Below are 23,433 nucleotides of genomic sequence, written 5' to 3'. Positions count from 1 at the left end.
TGGGGCGGCAATCGGACGTGGCTCGGCGCGCGGTGGCAAAGTATCCTGACATCGATCCTTCGCACCTGCGAACAACGATCCCGCCGCACCATCGACTACCTGATCAACACCCTTTCCCAACCGCCCCCCTCAACATCGCCTTGCTGAGGCGGTAAACAATTACAATCGGTCACACGGCGAAACAGCGCAAGCGGCGCCAGGCCCTGTTTCAAACACTAGCCCGAAGCGTAAGCGAGAAGGCCCCTCTGCGGAGCGCACCCTCGCCAACGCTTCGGGCTAGTGTGCTGATCCGCTAGTTTTGAGACAACGTCTGGCCTGGATTCATTTCGGCATCAGTTTCGGCTCATGCCGCCGGTTCCGCAACGACCGGATTTCGCAGCAGCCCGATCCGCTCGATTTCGATTTCCACCACGTCGCCCGGCTGTAGATAAACCGGCGGCTTGCGGGCCGCGCCGACGCCCGGCGGCGTGCCGGTGAAGATAACGTCGCCCGGCTCCAACGTGCAAACGCCCGAGAGATACGCGATCAACTCCGCCACGGAAAAAATCAACTGCCGCGTCGACGAATCTTGCATCGTCTGGCCATTGAGCCGCAATTGGATGCGTAGATCGCCGGGGTCGGGAATCTCGTCGGCCGTAACAAGCTCCGGGCCGAACGGGCCGAACGTGTCGAACGATTTGCCCAACAACCATTGCCCCCCCGGTTTTTGGTGCTGCCAATCCCGCGCCGAAACGTCGTGGCCACAGCAATAACCGGCCACGTGCTCCATCGCTGTATCGCGCGGAATATGCCGTCCGCCGCGGCCGATCACGACGACCAGCTCGGCTTCATAATCCACTTTCGCGCTCAGCGCCGGCAGCACGATCGCCTGCCCATGGGCCGCCACCGTGCCTGGGAGTTTGCTGAAGATGACCGGCTCGCTCGGCGGCTCCTTGCCGGTTTCGCGGGCGTGGTCGGCATAATTCAACCCGACGCCGAAAATCTTCGGCGGCCGCGGCACGGGGGCCAGCAGCCGCACGCTTTCGGCCGGCAATGGCTCGGCGCTCCCTAAGACGGCTTCCGCTCGGAGCAACATTTCCGCTCCCTGCGCCAGCAGCTCGACCATCGAGGTCGGCAGCGCCGGGTCGGCCTGATTCAGATCGACATACCGGCCGTCGCGGAGTGCGGCGATGCGTTCGCCTCCGTCGGATAAGTAGCTGATCAATCGCATGGGATATTCCGTTTGGTCTTTCGAGAGTCGGATTCCGCGATCCTAGCCGACCGTTCAGATCTGGGCAAGTTTTTGGGGGGCACTCGGGCATGCGTCTCACGCCGCAATTGCGACGACCAAAAAACGAAGGTGCCGGCCCGCTTGCGGTTTCGCGCGCCATCCGCGATAAATTCTCTTATGACAAAATTCAACGAACTCTGCGCCGCTTATGGCGATGTGAAGCGGCAGTACGACGATTATCGCAAAGAGTGCATGGTCGTGGTCGGAGCGCTGGTGGCCGGTTTGCGCGAGTATCTCGGCGCGCCCGACGGCTACATCTCGCTGTATTGCAAGCATGGATCATGGGCCGGCCGAAAGGTCGATTCGCCGCTGGCCGCGATGCATCTGGCTGACGACACCTTTTGGCACTTCGGCATCTCGATGGACTTGTTCGAAGAATCGGGCCAATTGCCGTTTCACACCGTCGGCTTCGACATCAAGCTGAAAAAGCTGGGGCATAAATACATCGTGCAATGCGAAGAGGGGCCCGTGTTCGACCTCTCTCGTGAATCGCCCGACGGCTTTCGGCCGCTCTACGACTACATCTTCCAATTCGCCAAGAAGCGCTACCAAGATTCGTTCGCCGATTTCTTCCTGAAAGGCGACGCCACTCGCCGCTTCGGCTTTTGAGACTGCCAGCCAGCCGAGCGTGTCGCGCACTAGCGGACCCAAGCGGAGGCAGTGGCACGCGCGCCGGAGGCAGTGGCACGCGCGCCGGAGCCAGTGGCACGCGCGCCGGAGCCAGTGGCACGCGGCACTCTCCAACAGCATCTCCGCGATGTAGACTGAACCTATGGGAATAACGCAAGTCACCGTCGCCGTCAGCAACCCAGGCGATCCATCGCGCCGCTGGGAAGGATTGTTCCTTGTCGACGCCGGGGCGGTCGATTGCATGGTTCCCGCCAAGCATCTTCGCGAGATCGGCATTCAGCCGGAAGGAAAACGATCTTACGAATTGGCCGATGGCCGCGAAATCTCGCTTGAGGTCGCCGTGGCGCGCATCGAATTCATGGGCGACGTGGTGGGAACGACGGTGATTTTCGGGCCGGACGACGCGGAGCCGATCCTCGGCGTCACGGCGCTGGAATCGGTCGGCATCGAGGTCGATCCGCGAAACAATCGCCTCAAGCGTCTGCCGTCGGTGCGCCTGAAATAGCGACCCCGCTTGCAGAATCACAGGGCCAGCGGCGCACTACTTGTTCTTCATCGGCGGCTCGCCGCCTTTATCCTTCTTCTGTTGATCGCGCACCTGCTTCTTGGCTCTCAACAGCCGGCTCGTGTAGCTCTCGGGAGATTCTTCCGGCACGACGCATCGACCAGCGCACGATTTGGCTGAACAGCTTGTCGAAGTTTTCCCAATGCGTCTAGGCGCTAGCCCAGCGGCGGCCGGCATCGCTTGTCCAGACCACGGCCTTGCCCAACCCATAGGTCCAACTGGCCAGCAGCGTGTTGTATTTCTCGCCTTCCGGCAGCGGATTCGCGAGCGCCACTTCCACTAGCGGACTGTCTTTCACCGTGGTGAGCACGTATCCGGTGAGCGGCGGAAAATCCAACCCGACGCCTTTAATCATCTCGTGCGGGAATTTCACGTGCGGCCGAAAGCCGGCCTCGTGTTCGAACACCAACGGCCGCGAAATGCTGCGGGCTTCGCGCTGGTAAATGCGCGGCAACATTTTGGCCGTTTGGTTGGGCTGCACGACGTAGTATTTTCCGCCGGTGGCTTGCGACACGGCGGAAAGCGTTTGGCTGCCGGCGATGTCGTGCGCTCCGATGGCGACCGTCGAAATCGTCACCTTCATGTTTTTCAATGCGGTCATCGTGCCGTTCGTGGGTGGGCCGGGATCGACGTCGCTGATGATGATCAGATGTTTGACGGCGGCATCGGGCACCCGGCCGAATAGGTAGCCGGGACTATCGAAACTGAGGCGGAAGTTGAACAAAAGGCAAGCCCCGGGACCGAGCAGCCCGATTGAATCGTTGACTGACCAGCCCGAATGGCGTCGGTGGGTTTGTGGCGCTGCAACGTGCCGACGATGAAAGGCACTTTCAGACAGCAATGAATATACCGTCTGGACGGCAGTTGTCATTCGGCATTTTCGCCCAACCGCGCACGCGAGCCGGTGCGGCATCGCGAGCGGCCGGCGTCCCGCTAAATTTTGCCGCTGACCGCGAGCTCGCGCGGCGGGATTGCGATGGGTTCTGCGCAAGCTTGTTGCAGCCGGACGACGAAATTATCGAGCAGCTCGCGCGCCGATTCGGCCGACATGCTCGCGTCGTGATGCAACGTAATCGTCGTGCAACCGCGATAGGTTGCAACACCGAGGGCGGCTGCCGTCAATGGCCGGATTGGCGGCATGAAGTCGAACGAGACGAGTTCGAGCCCGTCCGCCGGGGAAGAATCACTTTCCGTCCTCGGCCCGAGTATTTCGCTCGCATTTCCCAGATTGCTTAGCACACACGTGCAGACACAACGATCGGCGGGCAGAAGCCACGCCAGTTTTTTGAACCGCCGCGCGAGCCGCACCACATGGTGCATCGTGATCCCCAAGCGGCATCGCTTGATAATGCTCATTTCCAGCGACAGGCTCTTCAGCAAGCGGCGGCGGCTTGCGTAGCGTGCCGGGCGGCGATCCAAGTTGACCATGCTCACGAGATTCGCGGCCGGCGTTTGCCGATCGCCCGCCAACCGCAAATTCATCGGCACCATGATTCGCAAAAATTTGCGCTGGGTGTCGGGCCGCCGCGAGGAGAGCCATGCGTCGGTTGCCAGGAATAACTCGGCGAGCAGAAGATCGTTCAGCGAAACGTGCTGCGCTTGGGCGGATTGCCGCAATCGCGCGGATTGCTGCGGGGTGAAACGATGATGGATCCATCGTGGAAATTCATCGGCAGAAGAATTGTCGCTTGGCGCCGCCGTCTCGGGAGTGAGACTCGGTGGGCGATGCGAAAAAAACTCGAGCGCTCCGAGCAGTCCGAGAAACTCTTGGGGCGTTCGCAATAATTGGCGAAGCAGCGTCAGCCCGAATGAGCCGCGCCGCCGCAAACGTTCGGGATCGAGAAGCGGGCGCAGGTCGACGGCCGGCGCCCCTGGACCGCAGCTCCGATAGGCCGCCAACAGATCGCCGACGAACTGCAGGGCCCCGAGCCCATCGCAACATGCATGATGGAATTGCAGCCACAGCGTCCACCGATCCGCCCCTACCGTCCGCACCCAGCACCGCACGCCGGATTCGCGCCGCAGATCGATCCGTCGCCCCGCCGGAAAATCAATCGCGCCCTCGCCGTCGCAATAGCTTACCTGCGGCGATCTTTCCGAGGTCGCGACCCACTGATGTCCGCTTCGGCCATCGTCGGCCAGCCGGCTTGCCAACAGCGGATGCCGCGCGAGCGCGGAATCGATCGCACTGCAAAGCTTCGACGGATCGTACGGTCCGCGTAGATCGAGCCGCAGAAAAAACGTCATCGGCCATTGCGGCCGATCGTCGGCCAGCATGTATTCTTCGAACGCCGTCAGCGGAAGCGGAAGAACCATGCGCGCAACCAAACTTGAGAGATACGCTCGGCGACCACATTCAGCATAACATCGCCGAATCGCCGACGAAATCAATTCCCGAAATCGGCGGCCGGCTTATGTCGTTCCCGTGGCGCCCGCGGGCGCGATGCACTCGACGTCGTGCAATGGATGCTCGGCCGGCGTTTCGCCTCGCCAGGCAATGGTTGCGAGATCGCCGATTTGGCAGGTCCAACGCAGATCGATCGCGGAACGTTGGCGGGCCGGCAGTGCCACGATCAAGCGTTTAGCCCCCTTCGGCCGCCCGGGCAGAACGCTGTAGAAACGGTCTAAATAAGTCGGTTTGCGGAAGCAAATCGATAGCAGCGATTCGATCGTCGCGGGGCTGAGACGGCGCGGGTAGGACGTCGGTTCGGCGGTTGGTTCGAGAATCAGTTGCAACGTCGTAAAGGGGTTCTCCTCCAGCAATTGGGCGACGATTGCCTCGGTCGCCGCGCGATCGCGATCGAAATTGTCCGATCGCAGACGCAAGTCAAACGCTTGCGAGCGTTCGGCCGCGGGCGGCAGCGCGGCGCTCGCGTCGCCGCCGAGAAATCGGTCCAAATCGATTGTCGAGCGGTTCACCGTAGCCGGCACACTAGCCCGAAGCGTAAGCGAGGGGGCCGCGGATGGCGGCTTGGGACATGCTTGGCGCAATTGCGGATCTTGCGGCGGCGCCTCCTCGCTTACGCTTCGGGCTTGTGTCGGTTCATCCTCGCTTACGCTTCGGGTTTGTGGCGGTTCGTCCTCGCTTACGCTTCGGGTTTGTGTCGGTTCATCCTCGCTTACGCTTCGGGTTTGTGTCGGTTCATCCTCGCTTACGCTTCGGGTTTGTGTCGGTTCATCCTCGCTTACGCTTCGGGTTTGTGGCGGTTCATCCTCGCTTACGCTTCGGGCTTGTGTCGGTTCATCCTCGCTTACGCTTCGGGCTTGTGTGCAATCATCTTCGAGCGACGGCTCGGGGAGCGGGTCGAATTCCGTTTCGAAAAGTTCCTGCGCCTCCTCCATCAATTCGAACATTTGCGGCAAGTCGAGCGTCGGCGTTTTCAGCACGTAATACGGTGGCCGGTCTTGATATTCCAAGCCCAACATGTTCGCTTCCTGCCGGAACGATGTGCCGGGCAGTACGGCCAGGTTGAACACTTGCACGTCGGAATACAGGCCGGTCGAGTGGATATAGTCGAGCCCGCGGCGGACGGAAACGATCGTATCGCCAGGCAGGCCGATGATCAGGTCGACTTTTACCTTGATGCCCAAATCGAGCATCGCCCGGGCTCCGCGCTCGAAAGCCCGGAGATTGTTTTTGCGGTCCATCAATTCCATTGCCAATGGGTCGATCGATTGCAGGCCGATTTCAACTTCGGTGAAATTCGCCTCGTGCAGCAGCCGGGCCACCTCGGCGGTGATTCCCTCGGCCCGCAACTCGCCGAAATAGGTGAACTGCCGATCGGGATTGCATCGCGTCAGGAGCCGCAAGAAGGCGGGAAAATCGCGGCGTTGATTGAGCGTCGGATCCAAGAGCACCACTTCGCGCGCCCCGCGCCGCTGGGCATGCTCCAGATTGGCGACGATCTTTTCTTCCGAAAGAAAATAGAGCCCGTCGTAGCTCTTTGGATAATAGCAAAACTTGCACTTGAAGATGCAACCGCGGATCGTTTCCAACAGCAGCATCTGTTCGTCGGCCGCATCGAGAATGCCGGCGAGATAGGGAGACGAAATCTGGTCCAAATTCGCCAGCGGACGGCGGGGCGGCGGCAACAACAGATCGCCCGCGATCTGGTTTTGCCGAACGAAAAGGCCAGGCATCGGCGCCGCAAGTCCGCCGCCGCTCGACGGCCGCGTGGCTCGCAATAGATCGCAAAACGTCTGCTCCCCTTCGCCGATCACCGCGAAGTCGAGCGCCTCGTGCCGCAGTACCCAATCGTTGTCGGCCGTGATTTCCGGGCCACCGACCACGATCTGCAAACCGGGTCGGGCTTCTTTGAGCCGCTCGGCGATCCACAGCGTTCGCTGGATGTTCCACAGGTAGCACGTGAAGCCGACCATCCACGGCTCGGCCGCAAGAATTGCCTGCACCAGCCCACGGTCGCTGAGCGTATTGGCGGCTGGGGCCGGCAGGATGTCGATCCGATAATTGGCGGCAAGCCCGCGCGCTTCGGCAAACATCTTCAGATAGCCGGCCGCGAGCGGCACATTCCCGCGAATCGGCTCGGGCCCGACCGGCGGAATCGGAAGCTGGACCAACAGGATGTTGCGACGCGATGGCATGAAACGCTCGGCGAACAGGGGGCACGAAACGAGCCATCCAGCATACGCCGCCGATGCTGATTCAGCGAGAGGATACGAAGATTATGCGGGGAAGTTTGGAGATCAAGCGGCCACCAGTTCGGGCCGCGCTTTGCGGTAAAGTTCGCTGGCCTGCCCGAGCACATGGCGATCGCGTTCGGTTACTTGCCAGCGGCGCGTCCGGGGAATTTTGGCCACCAGTTGTCGGGCGTGCAACGACTGCGTTCGCGAGGGAGGCGAAACCAAACTCCGAAACGTGTTCTTCAGCGCCGGCCTAGCCGGCGCCGGTCGGCTCGATCGCCACGGGTTCTGGCCGCGATTCAGCCGCGGGCTTTGCATCCGCCTCAAGGGCGCCCTTCGTGAGCCATAGATGCAAGAACAGCAGCCCGGCGCCGGCAACTAACATGCTGTCGGCGATATTAAACACCGGCCATTCTCGATGAACGATCGGCACCGTGAAAAGCAGCCAATCGCGCACCGCATAGACCGGCTGCCCGATACTGTCGGGCTTCATTTCGAAATTCCAAGTCAGGCCGGGCAATCCGAGGCGATCATAGAGGTTGCCGAAGATGCCCGCCATGATCAGGGCCAAGGCAATCGTCAGGGCCCAATTGTTCGCCGCGCGGGCTCCGAACAGCCAGATGACGATAGCCACCGCGGCGACGATCGACAGGGCGGCGAAGCCGAGTGTCCAACCCTGGCCCAAGCCGAACAGCGCGCCTTCGTTCAAGCTCGTGGTCAGGCTAAACACCCCGCGCCAGATAACCCATTGCGGACGCGTGCCCGGCATGCCGAGCCGTCCGAAGATCCAGCTCTTGGTGGCCAGATCGGTGAGGCAGCCGACGACGACGATCGAGAAAAAGGCCGCATATCGGCTGGCCGGAACCGCGGCGGCGGAGCTGTCGTGAAGTGCGTTTGGCTTAATCACGCTGAATTATTCGCAGCGGGGGTGGGATGAGGCCAGAGCCCATCGCGCTTGCGTTGATTGGGGCTGAAAAAAATGCGCACGGCGGGGCGGCCCAAAAACGGGTAAAGCCCAGGAACACGCGTTTCCTGAGCTTTCACACCCTAGTCGATTTTCGGAAATCGCTCAATACTTCCGTTCCACCTGCTGAGCACACTTCACGCACAGCGCGGCATACGGAATCGCGTTGAGCCGGGCCTTGGGAATCTTCGCGCCGCATTCTTCGCAGTCGCCAAACGTGCCAGCCGAGATCCGCTCGAGCGCGGTTTCGATGGCATCGAGCGTTCCCTCTTCGTTCTCCATCAGGCTAAGCGTGAATTCTTGTTCGAAATTGTCGCTGCCGATGTCGGCCATATGGATGGGCATGCTCGACAGGTCGCCGTTCAACTCGCTGCGGGTCTTTTTCAACGCCGAATCGGCCATCTGGTTGACATCGCCGCGAAGCCGAGCCCGCAGATTCACCAGCCGCTCTTTGTAGACCTTCATCTCAGCCTTTTTCATCACCTGATCTCCAGCCGTCGAAGGATTGTCGATTCTTGGGAGGTTTTTCGTTGATTCTTCCCGGCAAGCTGCCGCTGGCGGCTCGTAGAATCTCTATTCTAAGACGGCTGAAAACGGCTGTCAAATCGACGGTAGAGCCAGTCGGGCGGAAGCGCAGCAGGCGCGGTTCGGCCCGTTTTTCCGGTAGATTGGGGCGGAAATCGTCGAATGGCCCGGCCCGGGCCGAGTTCCGGCGGGTCGAGGCGCGATGCGGCTGGAATCTGGACGAACGCGGCTTACGGCGAGACGCGGCTGAGCGTGTAGAGTTCGGCGTCTTTCGGGTCGTCTTGCTCCATTGTCAGCTTCAAGTGGCCGGCGGAATCGAAGCCGTAGGTCCAATGCTGGGCGCCAGTTTCGTCGTGCGCTGTGTAGAGAAGCGTGTCGGGGGCGCGCAGTTTGTAAGCGCCGTAGCCGTGGTCCTTTTCGCCGCCGGTGAATTTGAATCCCAGGAATCCGTCGGTCGTCAGGCTGACCGTCAGAACCCCGTCCCCTTCCGTTTGGCAGGTCCATTTACCGACGATTCGATTCGCATCCGTTGGAATGGAAGCCGGCTCATCGGCGCCCGCCCGACTTGCCGAGGCGACGAGCATGGCCGACGTGAAAAGGAACGGTAGAACAAGCTGCCGGATCGCGACTGGCAGGGCCTTGCGAATCATGATTCGCTCCGGTAGGAAAAAGGAGTGAGGCCGAAAAACACGAGGCCGAACTGTAGAAGATGCTGCCGCAGTTCGTCAAGCCGAACCGCCCGAGAACAGGTGCCAGCAGTGCCGCCGGGGCGCACGCCGGCCGTCATCGTTGCTTGTTGCGGCTTGCGTGCAGGGTTAAACTTCGATGGTGCATGGCCGGCTGGTTTTTTCGAGAGGAACCGCGCGTGGCGCGAGTCGTGTTGGCAATGTCGGGCGGGGTCGATAGCAGCGTGGCGGCGCATCTGCTGCGCCGCGCCGGACACGATGTCGTCGGCCTGTTCATGCGCCATGGCGAAGCGGTGGAAAGCTGTGCAAGCGCCGACGCCGCCGCTTCTCCGCCCCCGCTGGCAATTCTGCCGCCGCGGGCGTCGCACAAGCAGGGCTGTTGCAGTGCTTCCGATGCGGCCGATGCCCGGCGAGTCGCCGATCGGTTCGAGATTCCGTTTTACGCCTTGGATTTTTCCGATGCCTTCGGCCGGATCATCGATTATTTCGTGGCCGAGTATCGAGCCGCCCGGACGCCGAATCCGTGCGTGATGTGCAACAACTGGCTGAAATTCGGCAAATTGTTCGACTATGCCGATAGCGTCGGCGCGGAGTTCGTGGCGACGGGCCATTATGCCCGGCTCACTGGCGATGGCGATCGACTCGCGCTGCGCCGCGGATTGGATGCCGGCAAAGACCAATCGTATGTGCTTTTCGGCGTGGCGCGGCATCTGCTGCCGCGGATGATGTTGCCGGTCGGGGATTTCCGGAAAGACGAAATTCGCGGCATGGCTCACGAACTGGGTTTGCGCGTGGCGGATAAGAAAGACAGCCAGGAAATTTGCTTCGTCGCGGCCGGCGAGCATGCGGAATTCGTTCGCCGCCGAGCGACCGACGAAACCGAGGATCGCAGCGGACAAATCGTGACGACCGATGGCGCCGTCGTCGGCCAGCATAATGGCCTCGAAGGCTTCACGATCGGACAGCGCAAGGGGCTGCGCGTCGCGCTCGGCGAAGCGAGGTACGTCGTGCGGCTTGAACCTGATACACGGAGGGTGGTAATCGGTTCGCGCGAGGATTTGGCCCGCAACTCGTTCACGGCCCGGCAGTCGAACTGGCTCGTCGATCCGCCGGCCGACTCGCTGCGATGCTTGGTGCAGATTCGCTATACGAGCCGGCCGGCGCCTGCGGTGATCGAACCGCTGCCGGAGGGCCGGCTGTCAATCGCGCTCGACGAACCGCTGGGCGGCATCGCGCCGGGCCAAGCGGTTGTTTGCTACGACGGCGACCGCGTCCTCGGCGGCGGATGGATCGAGCGCTAACGCCTTGCGGCCCACACACTCCGTGTGCCGCGGTAAAGTAGCAGGCACACTCCGTGTGCCGTCTGCGCTGCTCTTGCTCGATGCGTCACAGGAGGCAGACGGCATACGGAGTGTGCCTGCTACGTTTGCCGGCTTGCCATGCTCCCGGCTCAGGTTCGACAGAACTTTGAGAAATGCTGTCGGGCTGCGGCCAGGTTTGGCCATCTTCAGTTCATCAGGGCCTGCATGTCGCAAGCCCGACGCCAAATCTTAGTTGGGGGACGAATCATGAAACGCTTCTTGAATAACCTGTTGATAGTCGTGGTGGTCGGTTTGGTTTCAACGAGTGCTTCGCTGGTGATGGCGCATGGCGGTGGCGGACACAGCAGCGGCGGCCACAGCAGCCATAGTAGCAGCGGCCATAGTTCGAGCCGTAGCGTCGGACACGCCGGCACCGGCCATCTCGGCGCCCATACTTACGCACACATCAGCCACGCCGGTCCGACCGACTACAAAGGCACCCGCCATCCGAGCCTGGTCATCCTGAATCCGCCCGGCACCGTCGGCGGCAATTATCCGCCCGGCTATCCTCGCTATCCTTTCCCGCCGCGTCATCGTTGGCCGTATCACATGCACTATCCGGTCGGCTTCTGGTTCGGCGGCAGCTACGATGTGGTCGACGCCGATGCGGTCGAAGGCGGAATCGACGTGCAGTTCACGAAGATCGAGCAGCTCGACGCAGGCGATTCCGCAAAGAACTTGGCTCCGGCCTACCGAGTCTGGTTCCACAACAACAGCGATGTCGATATTGCTCAGCCGTTCGACGTGGCTATTCTCGCCTCGACCGATGGCAAGCTCTCGCAAGGCCTTCCGTATGCCAACGTGCGAGTCGACGGCATCGCGGCCGACCAAACCGCCTCGGTCGACATCCGCTTGCCGATCGAAGCAATGACGATGGCCAGCACCGACGGGCAGACGGCTCCCTACGCTTACGTCAACACGATCATCGACAGCCAAAAAGAGCTCGTGGAAACCGACAAGGCCAACAACCTGTCGGTCGACAGCCGCGACACGATCTCGGCTGCGGCCGAATAAAACCGCTGCGGCGATAAAGTCGATAGCTCAGCGAGCAATACGACGGCCGGCAGTTCTCACGGGAACTGACCGGCCGTTCGTGTTTTTTTTGGCCAACGCGTGTCGGGCGGCGGACGGATGCGCCGTTCGGCATACTAGCCCGAAGCGCCAGCGAGGGATTCTTGACAGACGAGGCGGCTGGGCTTTGCTTGCGATTCGGGCTATTCTCCTGAAAGATAAAGCCTTGCCCCGACCGGGCGACGCATGTCTTGTTTACCGAGGATTTGGAACGCCGCGATGCCATTCTCCAATCTGTTTGATAATCTGCCTGCGCGAGCGGATGATGAGCTAATCACGCCCTTGGTTCAGGATTCGCACGTTCGCATCGAGCGGATCGTGTCGCATGGTCAGGCCTCGCCGCCGGGGTTTTGGTATGATCAAGATCGAGATGAATGGTTCGTCGTGTTGCGCGGGGCAGCGCGATTGCAGTTCGACCGGGAAGAGCATACGGTCGAGGTGAAGCCGGGCGATTTTCTGACCATCCCCGCCCATCGCCGCCATCGCGTGGAATGGACCACGCCCGACGAACCGACCGTTTGGCTCGCAGTGCATTTCGGAGATTGACGGCGAGGCGTCAACTCTGGCCGATGTTCTTAATCAGCGCGAGCAGATTTCGGGCTGCATCAATGCCGCCGAGCCCTTGCAGGGCAATAGCATCGGCCGCGGCGATCGATCGCTCGACGGCGGCGATGTCGGCGAGATGGCGCAGGCGATCGACGAATTCGTCGAGCAATCGCTCGGCCGTTGCGAAATCGGCGCCGGCCAGCCGATCGGCGACGTAGTCTACCACTTTTTGAGCCAGCGCCGCGTCGAGGCCGAGCGGCGCCGGCGTGTCCGAGGCAACGCTCGCCGTGTTTCGTGATTGCGCGTTCATCTCGCCACCTGCCCGCGGTTTCGCTCAATGCCAAAATAGGGCCGGCAGCCGCCGTTGCCAAGGCTTGCTTGCCGTGAAAACCGGCGGATCGAGTGAAAACAGTTGTTTCTACCGGACCGGCCGGCGTCGCTGCTCTTGCAGACGGCCCTATGCTTCGGCAGAATTAGCCGCGGCTTCAATTCGGCTCCCGCTCGCCGTTATCCTTCATTCGCGTCATTCGCGTGTTTCGTGGTTCTCCTTCTTCGTAGCCTGAAAAAACTCCGATGGCAAAAGCCGTAAAAAATGCGATCTCGCCCTCCCGCGAGGAAGACTACCCCGAATGGTATCAGCAGGCCGTGCGGGGCGCCGATCTGGCCGAGAATTCTGCGGTCCGCGGCTGCATGGTCATCAAGCCGTGGGGCTATGCCATTTGGGAAAACATGCAGCGCGTGTTGGATCGGATGTTCAAAGACACGGGCCATCAGAATGCCTATTTCCCGCTCTTTATTCCGCTGAGCTATTTGGAGAAAGAAGCGGCTCATGTCGAGGGGTTCGCCAAGGAATGCGCCGTGGTGACGCATCATCGGCTGGAGGCGGGGCCCGATGGCCATTTGATTCCGACCGGCAAGCTGGAAGAGCCGCTGGTCGTGCGGCCGACAAGCGAAACGATCATCGGCGCGACGTATGCCAAGTGGGTGCAATCGTATCGCGATCTGCCGATTCTGATCAACCAATGGGCCAACGTCGTCCGCTGGGAAATGCGCACGCGGCTATTCCTGCGCACCGCGGAATTCCTTTGGCAAGAAGGGCATACGGCCCATGCCAGCGAGCAAGAAGCCGTCGAAGAAACGCTCCGCATGCTCGACGTGTATACCACGTTCGCCCAAGACTACATGGCGATGCCGGTGATTAAAGGGGAAAAAACGGCCGGCGAACGCTTTCCCGGCGCCGTGAACACCTACAGCATCGAAGCCATGATGCAAGACCGCAAAGCCTTGCAAGCCGGCACCTCGCACTTTCTGGGGCAGAATTTTTCCCGAGCCCAAGAAATCAAATTCCTCAATCAGGAAGGCAAGGAAACGTTCGCTTGGACCACGTCCTGGGGCGTTTCCACCCGGCTCGTCGGAGCATTGGTGATGATGCACGGCGACGACGACGGCATTGTTCTCCCGCCCCGATTGGCCCCGCAACAGATCGTGATCCTGCCGATCTTCCGCAACGACGAAGAGCGGGCCGCCGTGATCGAATATTGCAAGCGCGTCGAGCGCGAGCTGGCGGCGACGAGCTACGATGGCCAGCCGGTGCGGGTGACGATCGATTCGCGCGATCTTCGCGGCGGCGACAAAGTCTGGCAGCACATCAAGCGCGGCGTGCCGCTGCGGCTCGAGATCGGCCCGCGCGACGTGGCGGGCGATTCAGTATTCGTCGGCCGCCGCGACACTTCGCAAAAACAGCCCACGCCCCGCGCAGAATTGGTGGCCACGATCGCCGACCGCCTCGGCGAAATTCAGCACAATCTTTTCGCCCGAGCTCTGGCGTTCCGCAAGCAGAACACCCGCACGATCGACGATCGCGAGGAGTTTCTCCGCTTTTTCACGCCTGAGAACGAAGACAAGCCGGAGATTCACGGCGGCTTCGCCTTGAGCCACTATGCGGAAACGCCCGAGGTGGCCGAGCTGTTGGCGAAATTGAAAGTAACAGTCCGCTGCCTGCCGCAATCCGACGAACACTTGAGCGACGAATCCGTCGCCAGCGCCGCTGCCGGCCGCTGCATCTTCACCGGCCAACCGAGCCCGCGCCGCGCCGTGTTCGCGAAAGCGTATTGAGCCGGCTCGCGGCCGAACGGCACCTAACGTAGCAGGCACACTCCGTGTGCCGTCTGCCGTCCGATACGTGTTGCGCCTCAATTGTGTGCAACGCGCCGCGGAGCGCTGACGGCACACGGAGTGTGCCTGCTACAATCGCGATCCCTAGGCCAGTTGCGGCAGATCGGCCGGGCCGCTGATCCGCCGCAATTGGCCGCAGGCGGCGTCGATCGCGTCGCCCTTTCGCTGGCGAACCTGCACGTTCAATCCAGCCTCGCGAAGAATTTCCAAGAATCGTTCCTGCGCCGCCCGGCTCGGCGAACGATACGGCAATCCGGCCACGGCGTTGTAGGGAATCACGTTCAACAGGGCCAGCCGGCCGCGGAGCAACTCGGCCAATTTGCGCGCATGCCGCGCGTCGTCGTTCACGCCGCCAAGCAACACGTATTCGAACGTCAGCCGCCGGCCCGACACTTCGAAGTATCGATCCGCGGCCTCGAGGATCGCCGCCAGTCCGATGTTCTTATTCACCGGCACCAGCCGGTTTCGCAATTCGTCGTCGGGGGCATGCAGCGAGACGGCCAATTGAAACCGCGCATCGAGCTCCGCCAGCCGATGGATTGCCGGCGGCAAGCCGACGGTGGAAATCGTGATCCGGCGATGGCTGATGCCCAAGCCGCCCGGATCGGTCGCTTGGCCGAGCGCGGCCAGCAGCGGATTCAAATTCGCCAGCGGTTCGCCCATGCCCATCACGACGATGTGGCTCAGCCGTTCGTCTTTCGGCAGCAATCGGGCGAGCTGCAACATCTGCTCGACGACTTCGCCGGCCGTGAGGTTTCGGGCCACGCCGTCGAGCCCGCTCGCGCAAAACACGCAACCCATCGCGCAGCCGACTTGCGAGCTGATGCAAATTGTCCGCCGCGGGCCGTCGCGCAGAAGCACGCATTCGATCCGCTGGCCGTCGTGCAATTCGAGCAGCAGCTTTTCGGTGCCATCGGCCGCTTGATGATGCCGGGCGATGGTCGTGGTCCAGATGCGAAAATCGGCCGCCAATTCGGCCCGAAGCTCTTTCGGCAACTCGGTCATTTCGGCGAAATCGCCCACTCGCCGCTCGAACAGCGCGCCGCGAATCTGCTTCGCCCGATACGCCGGTTGGCCATGCCCGGCCAACCAAGCGATCAGCGAATCGGCGGCGGGTTCGAGAATGTGTTGCATAGGACTCCGTCGCGGATGCAGCTCGCCGGTCGCGGCTATACCAACGGACCGCGAACCAATCAGTCGTGACCAGCCTGTCGGCGTTGTGATTCACCGCGCGCCGTCGGATAAAAAGGGTCAAACGAGCGCGCAACGGACTGTCTACGATATGCATTGTCCATGAACCCGGCAGCGAGTCAAACGCGCTCGTCCAGCCAGAGCGTGCGCCACCGCCGCCCAGGTTTGTTAGCAGGATCCGCACACCTGACTGGACGTTGGCATTACATCCGAAACGGCCAGGAGCGCGGACCGGTTCTTCCGCTGGGACTGAAGGCGATGGCGGATGCCGGATCGCTGAAGCCGCAAGACCTGGTGCGCGCGAGGAGGGGCACTTCGCACACGCGTCCGCCGGGCGGCTAAGCGGATTTCTTCGAAGACGAATTCATTCGCGAAACACTCTACGCCGCCTGCAAATCTTCTTCGAGATAGATTTTCGGACGTTGCGCCGTCGATTCTTCGCCCTCGCGGGCTTTTTCCATTTCCGCGGCGATGGCCACCAGCGTGGGCGTCTCGATCATTTCTCGAAGCTCTTTGTCGTTGGCCACCGATTTCAGCCCGATCTGCTGGCAAATGCTTTGGAGCATTTCGAGCATTTTGGTCGTCTCCTGCTCGGCCACGAGGCTGACTTGCAACGCGACATGTGCCCATTGGTCGGCCTGATGCGCCTGCCGCCGTTGGCTCATCAAGACGAAGGTCGTCAACAGCATCGCTTCGGAAGCGAGGCACAGCCCCAGAAAGCTGAACGGATACGGGTCGAAGTGAATGATCCCCGATAGGTCGATCGTATTGATCGAAACCCAACTGAAAAACCATGCCGCATGGGCGAGGATGTAGATCGGACTGGCAATCAGGTTCGTGATCCGCTCGCTGAGCCAGCCAACCGTGTTTGCTTGCTGCGAGCGAAACTCCCGCTCCAATTGCGCAACCGAGCCCATATTCCGTTTGACGGTTTCAGCGACAGCGGTGCTATCATCAAGTGGTTGAGCCATCGCTCGATCCTCGCGAGACGGCCCGAACGGGCCGGCGGTATTTAGCAGACACCTCGAGCCCTGTCCAGGCGGCAAACCATCCGTATCGAAGGATTGCATCGACGTTTTGGCGGCCATTTGTCGAGCCATTTTATGAAGATGCCCCGCCCGAACAATCGCCGAACAATTCAGCTCCGGCCGCTAGACCTCGATCGCCCATTCCGGCGATAATCGGCTTCGCCAGTTGGCTTCACGGTTCCCCCCAAACGATCCTCGATTGCTGCGACCCTCCAGGCCACGATTCTCGCGCGGCCGAATCGCCACCGGAAGAATGATCCCATGCACAGCCTCGTCCTAGCCGGAGTCGTTCTATTGGCCATCAACGCCGACACGCCCGCCGATCCCTACTCCTGGCTCGAAGAAATCACCGGCGCCCGCGCGCTCGCCTATGTCGAGGCGGAAAATGCTATCACCCTCAAGCGATTGCAATCCGAGAGCGTCTATGCCGAGATCAAACAGCAGTCGTTGGCGATTCTGAATTCGCACGAGCGGATTCCCTACGTCCGAAAACTGGGCCCCTGGTACTACAACTTCTGGCAAGACGCCGCCAACCCGCGCGGCCTGTTGCGCCGCACGACGCCGGCCGAATATCGAAAGTCCAATCCAGGCTGGGAAACGGTGCTCGATCTCGACGCCTTGGCCAAGGCGGAGCATGAAAATTGGGTGTGGGGCGGATCGACTTCCTTGCCGCCCGACTACGAGCGCTCGTTGGTCTCGCTCTCCCGCGGCGGCAGCGATGCCAAGGTCGTGCGCGAGTTCGACCTCAAGAAAAAGGAATTTGTCGCCGGCGGGTTCTCGCTTCCCGAGGCCAAGAGCGAAACGACTTGGCGCGATAAAAACACGCTCTATGTGGGCACCGATTTCGGCCCCGGCTCGCTGACCGACAGCGGTTATCCGCGGATCGTCAAGCGCTGGAAGCGCGGCACGCCGCTGGCCGACGCGGCCACCGTGTTCGAAGGCCAGAAGACCGATGTGGCGGCCGCGGCGTGGGTCGACCACACGCCGGGCTTTTTCCGCGAGGGATTCAACCGCTCGATCGCCTTCTACAATTCGGAAACGTTTTTGCTCGAAGGCGGCAAAGACGTCAAAATCGACATTCCGAACGACGCCGAATCGAATTTTTTCCGCCAATGGCTTACCGTCCAATTGCGCAGCGATTGGCACGTTGGCGGCCGGACCTACAAAGCCGGCGCTCTGCTCGCCACCAAGCTCGACGCCTTCTTGCGCGGCGAGCGAAACTTCGAAGTTCTGTTCGAGCCGACCGGCCGCGTGTCGTTGCAAGAGGTGTCGGAAACGCATAGCGCCCTGGTGCTGAATCTGAGCGACAATGTGCATAGCCGGATCATCGAAACGGCTCCGCCCGGCTCGGTGTTCACCACTGCGTCCATCGCCGCCCCGCCCGGCGCGGCCGTGATCGACGCCGCGTGGCAAACCCGCGAAATGAAACTTCCGGGCGCCGGCAGCGCCAGCGCCTCGGGCGTCGATCCCGATGAATCGAACGAACTGTGGGTCAACTATCAAGACTTCTTGACTCCCTCGTCGCTCTATCTCACGCATCTGGGCGACAACCCCGGCGAACCGATCAAGTCGCTCCCGTCGTTTTTCAATGCCCACGGCATGGAGGTGCGGCAACTCGAAGCCACGAGCGCCGACGGAACGCGTGTCCCTTATTTTGTCGTCGGCAAAACGGCAGCGATTCGAGCGGGCAACTCGCCGACGTTGCTCTACGGCTATGGCGGGTTCGAAATTCCCATGGAGCCGCACTACGCCGCAATCGCCGGCAAGGCATGGCTCGAGCGCGGCGGCGTGTACGTGTTGGCAAATATCCGCGGCGGCGGCGAATTCGGCCCGGCCTGGCATCAGGCAGCCGTCAAGGAGCACCGCCAACGGGCCTTCGACGATTTCGAAGCCGTCGCCGCCGATATCGTCAAACGCGGCATCACCACGGTGCCCCATCTCGGCATCATGGGCGGCAGCAACGGCGGCCTGCTCGTCGCCACGGTGGCGATTCAGCGGCCCGAGTTGTTTGGCGCCGTCGTTTGCCAGGTGCCGCTGACCGACATGCGCCGCTACAACAAGTTTCTCGCCGGCGCGAGTTGGATGGCCGAATACGGCGACCCCGACAAGCCCGAGGACTGGGCCTATCTGTCGAAATATTCTCCGTATCAGAACGTCAGACCGGGCCAGAAATATCCCCCGATCCTCTTCACCACTTCGACGCGCGACGACCGCGTTCACCCGGCCCATGCCCGCAAAATGTTCGCCAAGATGAAAGACATGGGCTACGACGTGATGTACTACGAAAACACCGAAGGAGGCCACGCCGGCTCGGCCAACAACGAGCAGCGGGCGAAAATGACCGCGCTGGAATACACGTTCCTGTGGATGAAGCTGCGGTGAAATTTCGCCGGGCGCCGCTGCCGGCTCGTCCAGGCCCGCTGCCCCGGTGAGAATCCCACGTGCAACATGCACCGCTAGACAAGCTAGGCTGCCATGCCCACGGCTTTGCGCGGACATGTTGTCGAATAGTCGTTCACATGCCCACTCACAGACAGTGGGCTGGATTATTCATGGCGCCACACTAGCCCGAAGCGTAAGCGAGGGGGCCACCGAGGCTAACCTTTGCTAACGCTTGGGGCTACCATTTCGCAGCGTGTAGCGAATTCCCGGCGCCATGAATAATCCGGACTAGGTTGGAAAGCTGGTCAACCGTCGCCGCCCAAAAACTTCTTCAAACCTGCTGCCAGCCCTTGCGATATTCGGTGCGTAGGAAGCGCTCGGCTTCGGGGCAGTTCTTGGCTTGCAGCCTTTCGGCGTCCCACTCCAACCGCTTGCCGGCGCGATACGCCACGTTGCCCAACAGCACGGCTTCGGTCAATGGGCCCGAATAGCCGAAGTTGCACGTCGTCGGGCTGCCCGTCTTGCAGGCCCGCAGCCATTCGGCATGGTGGCCGATCGAGCGCGGGATCGATGGCTTCGGCGGCTTGTATCCGGCGAAATCCTTTTCGGGATACAGGTGGTAAACATCGTAGTCGGCCCAAAGCATTCCCTTTTCACCGACGAACAGGTTGCCGCCGCCGCCGGTCGGATGGCCTTCGATCGAGGGCGGAATTTTCGTGCCATCGTACCATGTGAGCTTCACCGCCGGCCGATCGCCGCTAGCCGCATATTCATAGCGCACGGTCAACCCCAGCGAACACGTTTCCGGATTCACCGGCGGCCCTTCCGCTTCGATCGTGGTCGGATGCTTCAGGCCGAGCGCCCAGAAAGGCAGGTCCATATGGTGGCAAGCCATGTCGCCGATATTGCCGCCGCCGAAATCCCACCAGCCGCGCCATCGAGCTGGAATATAAACCGGATTGTACGGCCGAACGGGCGCCGGCCCGAGCCACAGGTCCCAATGGATGCTTGGCGGCGCCGGAGGATTGTTTTTCGGCCGAGAGCCGCCGCCCCAGGCCCGGCCGGCCCAGGTGTGGACTTCGCGCACCGAGCCGATCGCGCCGGATCGGATGATCTCGACGACGCGGCGATAGTTTTCGCCGGCGTGGATTTGCGTCCCCATTTGCGTGGCAACCTTTTGCCGAGCCGCCAATTCGGCGATCGCCCGGGCTTCGGCAACCGTGTGCGTCAGCGGCTTTTCGCAATACACATGCTTGCCGAGATGCAACGCGGCGGCCGTTGCCGGAGCATGGATATGATCGGGCGTCGCCACGACGATCGCGTCGATGCCGCTCTGCTCGAGCAACTTGCGAAAATCGTTATACTTTTTCGCCTTCGGAAAATCGGCGATCATCTTGGCAAGATATTTATCGTCGATATCGCAAGCCGCGACGATATTCTCGCCGCGGATGTTGCCGATGCTGAATCGGGCCTGGTTTGCGGTGCCGATCACGCCGATGTTCAGCTTCTCATTCGGCGAACTCGATTCGGCAAGCGCACTACTCGACCAAACTCCCCCGCCAATCATCGGCAGGGCCAGCGGCGCGCCCACCACCACCGCACCGGCTATCGCCGAACGACCAAGAAATTGACGACGGCTCTGACGTTCGGACATTGCAGTGGGCTCCTTCGACGGTGGGTGGGGAAAGGGCGATGCCCCTCGCGGCGTGTGTGCCGCCATTATGAACCGCGGAGCAGCGCCGATCAATCACGTAGCAGGCACACTCCGTGTGCCGTCTGCAACGTAGCAGGCACACTCCGTGTGCCGTCTGCAACGTAGCAGGCACACTCCGTGTGCCGTCCGCAACGTAGCAGGCACACTCCGTGTGCCGTCTGCCCCGCAACAGCGCGCCGCCAGATCATCCGGCGCTCGCCACCAGTGTTGGTTCCGGCAAGCTGCCGCAGAAGATCAATAAAAAATCAATAACTCGCGCGCGTGATAATGCTCGTCGCCCCGATTTGGCAGTTCGGGCATTGCTGCTGGGCCGCGATCTGAGCCTGACGGCTATCGCGAGCCGGAACGACGACCGACGAAACGGTACCATTCGGCGCCGTCAACGTCACCTGCCAAAGGTCGAACCATTGGCTCGCCAACTGCAGATACTGCAGCCGCAATTGGGCCTGCTGGTTGCGCTGATATTCGTTGGCGGCGGCGCGAGCCATCGTCGATTGTTCCTGCTGGAGTTTGTCTTTCGTCTCGACTTCCTTCTCGGCAGCCAGCCAGGCATCCCACTCCGGCATTAGCACCGCTCGGCTCCTGTCCGAGAGCATCCAAATCGGCACGCCAATTTCCTCGCCGCTTTGGAGCAGAAACAGAACGCCCTTCACCGGATAAACCAGATCCGCCCCCTTGCGCGCCGCAATCAGCGATTGCACCGCATCGTCGTCTTTGAACTCTTTGTTTTCTGCATGGCTCACGAGCTTGAGAGCCATGTATTGCCGCCATTCAGAAAGATCCTTGAACGGCTTGCCGTTGACATACAGCACGGCGAATTTTCGCGAAAAGGTGATGTCCTTCTCTCCGAACTTCAGCACCTGGCCGACGAGCTTCTTGCCGTCGATCAGTGTCCAGGTCCGGTCCTTGCTGGCCGCGGCAGCGATATCCGCTTTCGCCTGTTGCGATTTCAAATAGTCTTGATCGGCGGTCGAAAGCGAATCGAGCGGAATCGCCACGAGCCGACCTTGTGCCTTTTTGAGCACCACGAGCTGGCCATCGAAGTCGACCAGTTCGGCCTCTTGATGATACTTGCCCGTCGCGTCGGTCCATTCCCGAGCCGACAAGGCCGAGGCCGATCCAAACACCAACATGAACGCCAAAACTGCGCGGGCCATTTTCCAACCCTTAAGAATGGTATCGTGATCCGAGAAGTCCGCGCGACGACTCGCCGCGAGAAAGCCTCCACCGAAGAGCCGGTTCCGGCTTATTTTAGCAGCGACGGCGCGGCAAGTGCAAACCAGGCAAAAAAAGCTCGCGCCGCAGGTAATTTAGAACTCGGCAGCATTGCCCGTAGGGGCCCGATCCACTGCAAGCAATCCGGGCACGAAATGAATCGATCGTTGGCCAGTTGTCCAAATTTGTGCCGCAGTGGCAGCGATCCAATCAGCCAGCCCGGTGGTCCCCACCGAAGAAACGCCGCAGTCGCGGCCATAAACCATGCCCCTCGGATAAAACGCCGCCAAGCGATCGTCGAGCCATTCCTGGGCCTGCAGTTCATTGTCGGTTACGACATGCCCGCGCGAGCGAACACTACGCCGGGTGACGCGCATGGAAAGGCTTTGTGAAACCGGACTTACATTGTCGCGCAGTACGCGGCGCTGGCTCGAATGCCGCTCCCGCGCGGCGGGCTCATTGCACGGGGCATTCGCCTTTCGGCTCACGTATTCAATCAATTTTCTCGCCATCGGGGAGTTAAATGGCTGGTCCGGATTGCTGGCAAACATCGGCGTCTCTCCTCAACTCAACTTGATCCATTTGTTCCACGGTAGGCCGCCAACCAACCCTCACCAAACGCTGCCGGATAAAGCGAGCAACATTCGTGCCGCCCCGCGGATCAAGCGGGTTGTGGCTCGCAAATACTACCGGTACGTTTCAGAAGGGCGACGATGAGGGTGATGGGTTAGATGTCGCCCCGCACCCAACGTAGCAGGCACACTCCGTGTGCCGTCTGCCCCGCTCTGTGCGCAACCCGCCGCGAAGCGCAAACGGCACACGGAGTGTGCCTACTACGTTGGCGCCTTCATTCGAAATTCAATCATCGCCCGCACCGCGACCGGCGCCGGCGCGCTGCCGCGAAATACTGCCATCGAAATCAAAGCCGCGTAGCGCGCGGCCGCAAGGCCGCACCCAACGTAGCAGGCACACTCCGTGTGCCGTCTGCCCCGCTCTGTGCCCAACCCGCCGCGAAGCGCAGACGGCACACGGAGTGTGCCTGCTACGTTGGCGCCTTATTCGAAATTCATCGTTCACCGAATTGTTTCTGTTGGAATTCGAGCCACGCTTTGTGGCATGCTACGCACAGACGACTCGGCTCGAGGCACTTGAGACGGACGACGCGGGAGAAGGCTACAGACTACAGGACGAAGCATGTCCGCCTCCGGCGGACGTGCCCTGCTTACCTGTAGCCTGTAGCCTCTTCCGCACCACGCGGCGCCGGCGGTTGGTTCTTGTCCTATGGCGCTGCTAGTCCGTCTTGCTGTACAACGGTCGAACTGCTTGCTGTCGACGGCAAGCGGAGCGATTCAGCGTACCGGCCCCACCGTTTGCGGCCTGATCTCCGCAATAGATCGGACCAGGTAGTGTTTGCCGAGAAGTGAATTCGTAGGCCCCTTTCCCGCTCCTCCTGGGGTTGCCAGGAGACC

At 61.3% G+C, this 23,433-nt stretch carries 20 protein-coding genes; 7 read left to right on the top strand and 13 right to left on the bottom strand.

Features of this window, described 5'->3' with window-relative positions; all coding sequences use genetic code 11:
- Positions 1–343: 343 nt before the first annotated feature.
- A complete protein-coding gene (locus tag VHX65_02875; protein HEX3997474.1) occupies positions 344–1,210 on the bottom strand; it encodes a fumarylacetoacetate hydrolase family protein in 867 nt (288 codons plus the stop codon).
- 177 nt (positions 1,211–1,387) lie between these two features.
- Between VHX65_02875 and VHX65_02870 the strand changes: the two genes are divergently transcribed.
- Both VHX65_02870 and VHX65_02865 read left to right on the top strand, forming a co-directional pair.
- Positions 1,388–1,879, top strand: coding sequence for a hypothetical protein (locus VHX65_02870; protein ID HEX3997473.1), 492 nt, complete (start codon positions 1,388–1,390; stop codon positions 1,877–1,879).
- A gap of 163 nt (positions 1,880–2,042) precedes the next feature.
- On the top strand, positions 2,043–2,405 hold the full coding sequence (locus VHX65_02865) for a clan AA aspartic protease (protein ID HEX3997472.1): 363 nt from the start codon (positions 2,043–2,045) through the stop codon (positions 2,403–2,405).
- Between the two features lie 208 nt (positions 2,406–2,613).
- Here VHX65_02865 and VHX65_02860 read toward each other — a convergent pair whose 3' ends face one another.
- The 6 genes from VHX65_02860 to VHX65_02835 all read right to left on the bottom strand — a co-directional run bounded on the left by VHX65_02860 (position 2,614) and on the right by VHX65_02835 (position 9,245).
- Complete coding sequence (locus tag VHX65_02860; protein HEX3997471.1) at positions 2,614–3,189, bottom strand: hypothetical protein; 576 nt, start codon at positions 3,187–3,189, stop codon at positions 2,614–2,616.
- A gap of 209 nt (positions 3,190–3,398) precedes the next feature.
- A complete protein-coding gene (locus tag VHX65_02855; protein HEX3997470.1) occupies positions 3,399–4,781 on the bottom strand; it encodes a hypothetical protein in 1,383 nt (460 codons plus the stop codon).
- Between the two features lie 96 nt (positions 4,782–4,877).
- Entirely contained in the window at positions 4,878–7,067 is a 2,190-nt protein-coding gene (locus tag VHX65_02850) for a radical SAM protein (GenBank protein ID HEX3997469.1), read from the bottom strand.
- 292 nt (positions 7,068–7,359) lie between these two features.
- Positions 7,360–8,013: a signal peptidase II gene (locus VHX65_02845; protein ID HEX3997468.1), complete on the bottom strand. Its 654-nt coding sequence runs from the start codon at positions 8,011–8,013 to the stop codon at positions 7,360–7,362.
- Between the two features lie 162 nt (positions 8,014–8,175).
- Entirely contained in the window at positions 8,176–8,550 is a 375-nt protein-coding gene (locus tag VHX65_02840; protein HEX3997467.1) for a TraR/DksA family transcriptional regulator, read from the bottom strand.
- 275 nt (positions 8,551–8,825) lie between these two features.
- Positions 8,826–9,245, bottom strand: coding sequence for a hypothetical protein (locus VHX65_02835; GenBank protein ID HEX3997466.1), 420 nt, complete (start codon positions 9,243–9,245; stop codon positions 8,826–8,828).
- A gap of 215 nt (positions 9,246–9,460) precedes the next feature.
- On the opposite strand from VHX65_02835, the gene mnmA reads away from it, so the two are divergent.
- The 3 genes from mnmA to VHX65_02820 all read left to right on the top strand — a co-directional run bounded on the left by mnmA (position 9,461) and on the right by VHX65_02820 (position 12,259).
- Positions 9,461–10,582: a tRNA 2-thiouridine(34) synthase MnmA gene (gene mnmA / locus VHX65_02830; protein HEX3997465.1), complete on the top strand. Its 1,122-nt coding sequence runs from the start codon at positions 9,461–9,463 to the stop codon at positions 10,580–10,582.
- Positions 10,583–10,849: 267 nt separating this feature from the next.
- The gene (locus VHX65_02825) at positions 10,850–11,656 is read left to right on the top strand and encodes a hypothetical protein (GenBank protein HEX3997464.1); all 807 of its coding nucleotides are present in this window, start codon (positions 10,850–10,852) and stop codon (positions 11,654–11,656) included.
- 276 nt (positions 11,657–11,932) lie between these two features.
- The gene (locus VHX65_02820) at positions 11,933–12,259 is read left to right on the top strand and encodes a cupin domain-containing protein (protein HEX3997463.1); all 327 of its coding nucleotides are present in this window, start codon (positions 11,933–11,935) and stop codon (positions 12,257–12,259) included.
- Between the two features lie 10 nt (positions 12,260–12,269).
- On the opposite strand, the gene VHX65_02815 is transcribed toward VHX65_02820, so the two are convergent.
- Positions 12,270–12,569 (bottom strand): hypothetical protein, encoded by a 300-nt coding sequence (locus VHX65_02815; protein HEX3997462.1) that lies wholly within the window; start codon positions 12,567–12,569, stop codon positions 12,270–12,272.
- A gap of 263 nt (positions 12,570–12,832) precedes the next feature.
- On the opposite strand from VHX65_02815, the gene proS reads away from it, so the two are divergent.
- Positions 12,833–14,374: a proline--tRNA ligase gene (proS, locus tag VHX65_02810; protein HEX3997461.1), complete on the top strand. Its 1,542-nt coding sequence runs from the start codon at positions 12,833–12,835 to the stop codon at positions 14,372–14,374.
- A 144-nt stretch (positions 14,375–14,518) separates the two neighbouring features.
- Here the strand turns inward: proS and rlmN are convergent, their stop codons facing one another.
- Both rlmN and VHX65_02800 read right to left on the bottom strand, forming a co-directional pair.
- Positions 14,519–15,568: a 23S rRNA (adenine(2503)-C(2))-methyltransferase RlmN gene (rlmN, locus tag VHX65_02805; protein HEX3997460.1), complete on the bottom strand. Its 1,050-nt coding sequence runs from the start codon at positions 15,566–15,568 to the stop codon at positions 14,519–14,521.
- Between the two features lie 437 nt (positions 15,569–16,005).
- Entirely contained in the window at positions 16,006–16,596 is a 591-nt protein-coding gene (locus VHX65_02800) for a DUF1003 domain-containing protein (GenBank protein ID HEX3997459.1), read from the bottom strand.
- A 318-nt stretch (positions 16,597–16,914) separates the two neighbouring features.
- On the opposite strand from VHX65_02800, the gene VHX65_02795 reads away from it, so the two are divergent.
- Positions 16,915–19,035 (top strand): prolyl oligopeptidase family serine peptidase, encoded by a 2,121-nt coding sequence (locus tag VHX65_02795; GenBank protein HEX3997458.1) that lies wholly within the window; start codon positions 16,915–16,917, stop codon positions 19,033–19,035.
- Positions 19,036–19,366: 331 nt separating this feature from the next.
- Here VHX65_02795 and VHX65_02790 read toward each other — a convergent pair whose 3' ends face one another.
- The 3 genes from VHX65_02790 to VHX65_02780 form a co-directional block, all read right to left on the bottom strand.
- The gene (locus VHX65_02790) at positions 19,367–20,689 is read right to left on the bottom strand and encodes a Gfo/Idh/MocA family oxidoreductase (GenBank protein HEX3997457.1); all 1,323 of its coding nucleotides are present in this window, start codon (positions 20,687–20,689) and stop codon (positions 19,367–19,369) included.
- A gap of 305 nt (positions 20,690–20,994) precedes the next feature.
- Entirely contained in the window at positions 20,995–21,906 is a 912-nt protein-coding gene (locus VHX65_02785) for an SHD1 domain-containing protein (protein ID HEX3997456.1), read from the bottom strand.
- 153 nt (positions 21,907–22,059) lie between these two features.
- A complete protein-coding gene (locus VHX65_02780) occupies positions 22,060–22,515 on the bottom strand; it encodes a hypothetical protein (GenBank protein ID HEX3997455.1) in 456 nt (151 codons plus the stop codon).
- Between the last annotated feature and the right edge of the window lie 918 nt (positions 22,516–23,433).

The organism is Pirellulales bacterium, from assembly GCA_036267355.1.
In the GTDB taxonomy this organism is placed as follows: domain Bacteria; phylum Planctomycetota; class Planctomycetia; order Pirellulales; family DATAWG01; genus DATAWG01.
The sequence above is the reverse complement of the archived record's forward strand: the minus strand, read 5'-3'. Positions and strand labels throughout refer to the sequence as shown.

Excerpts from the sequence above, each read along its gene's own strand:
- VHX65_02875 (HEX3997474.1), bottom strand. The coding sequence starts at position 1,210 with ATGCGATTGATCAGCTACTTATCCGACGGAGGCGAACGCATCGCCGCA.
- VHX65_02870 (HEX3997473.1), top strand. The coding sequence starts at position 1,388 with ATGACAAAATTCAACGAACTCTGCGCCGCTTATGGCGATGTGAAGCGG.
- VHX65_02865 (HEX3997472.1), top strand. The coding sequence starts at position 2,043 with ATGGGAATAACGCAAGTCACCGTCGCCGTCAGCAACCCAGGCGATCCA.
- VHX65_02855 (HEX3997470.1), bottom strand. The coding sequence starts at position 4,781 with ATGGTTCTTCCGCTTCCGCTGACGGCGTTCGAAGAATACATGCTGGCC.
- VHX65_02850 (HEX3997469.1), bottom strand. The coding sequence starts at position 7,067 with ATGCCATCGCGTCGCAACATCCTGTTGGTCCAGCTTCCGATTCCGCCG.
- VHX65_02840 (HEX3997467.1), bottom strand. The coding sequence starts at position 8,550 with ATGAAAAAGGCTGAGATGAAGGTCTACAAAGAGCGGCTGGTGAATCTG.
- VHX65_02835 (HEX3997466.1), bottom strand. The coding sequence starts at position 9,245 with ATGATTCGCAAGGCCCTGCCAGTCGCGATCCGGCAGCTTGTTCTACCG.
- VHX65_02825 (HEX3997464.1), top strand. The coding sequence starts at position 10,850 with ATGAAACGCTTCTTGAATAACCTGTTGATAGTCGTGGTGGTCGGTTTG.
- VHX65_02820 (HEX3997463.1), top strand. The coding sequence starts at position 11,933 with ATGCCATTCTCCAATCTGTTTGATAATCTGCCTGCGCGAGCGGATGAT.
- VHX65_02815 (HEX3997462.1), bottom strand. The coding sequence starts at position 12,569 with ATGAACGCGCAATCACGAAACACGGCGAGCGTTGCCTCGGACACGCCG.
- proS (HEX3997461.1), top strand. The coding sequence starts at position 12,833 with ATGGCAAAAGCCGTAAAAAATGCGATCTCGCCCTCCCGCGAGGAAGAC.
- rlmN (HEX3997460.1), bottom strand. The coding sequence starts at position 15,568 with ATGCAACACATTCTCGAACCCGCCGCCGATTCGCTGATCGCTTGGTTG.
- VHX65_02800 (HEX3997459.1), bottom strand. The coding sequence starts at position 16,596 with ATGGCTCAACCACTTGATGATAGCACCGCTGTCGCTGAAACCGTCAAA.
- VHX65_02795 (HEX3997458.1), top strand. The coding sequence starts at position 16,915 with ATGCACAGCCTCGTCCTAGCCGGAGTCGTTCTATTGGCCATCAACGCC.
- VHX65_02790 (HEX3997457.1), bottom strand. The coding sequence starts at position 20,689 with ATGTCCGAACGTCAGAGCCGTCGTCAATTTCTTGGTCGTTCGGCGATA.
- VHX65_02785 (HEX3997456.1), bottom strand. The coding sequence starts at position 21,906 with ATGGCCCGCGCAGTTTTGGCGTTCATGTTGGTGTTTGGATCGGCCTCG.
- VHX65_02780 (HEX3997455.1), bottom strand. The coding sequence starts at position 22,515 with ATGTTTGCCAGCAATCCGGACCAGCCATTTAACTCCCCGATGGCGAGA.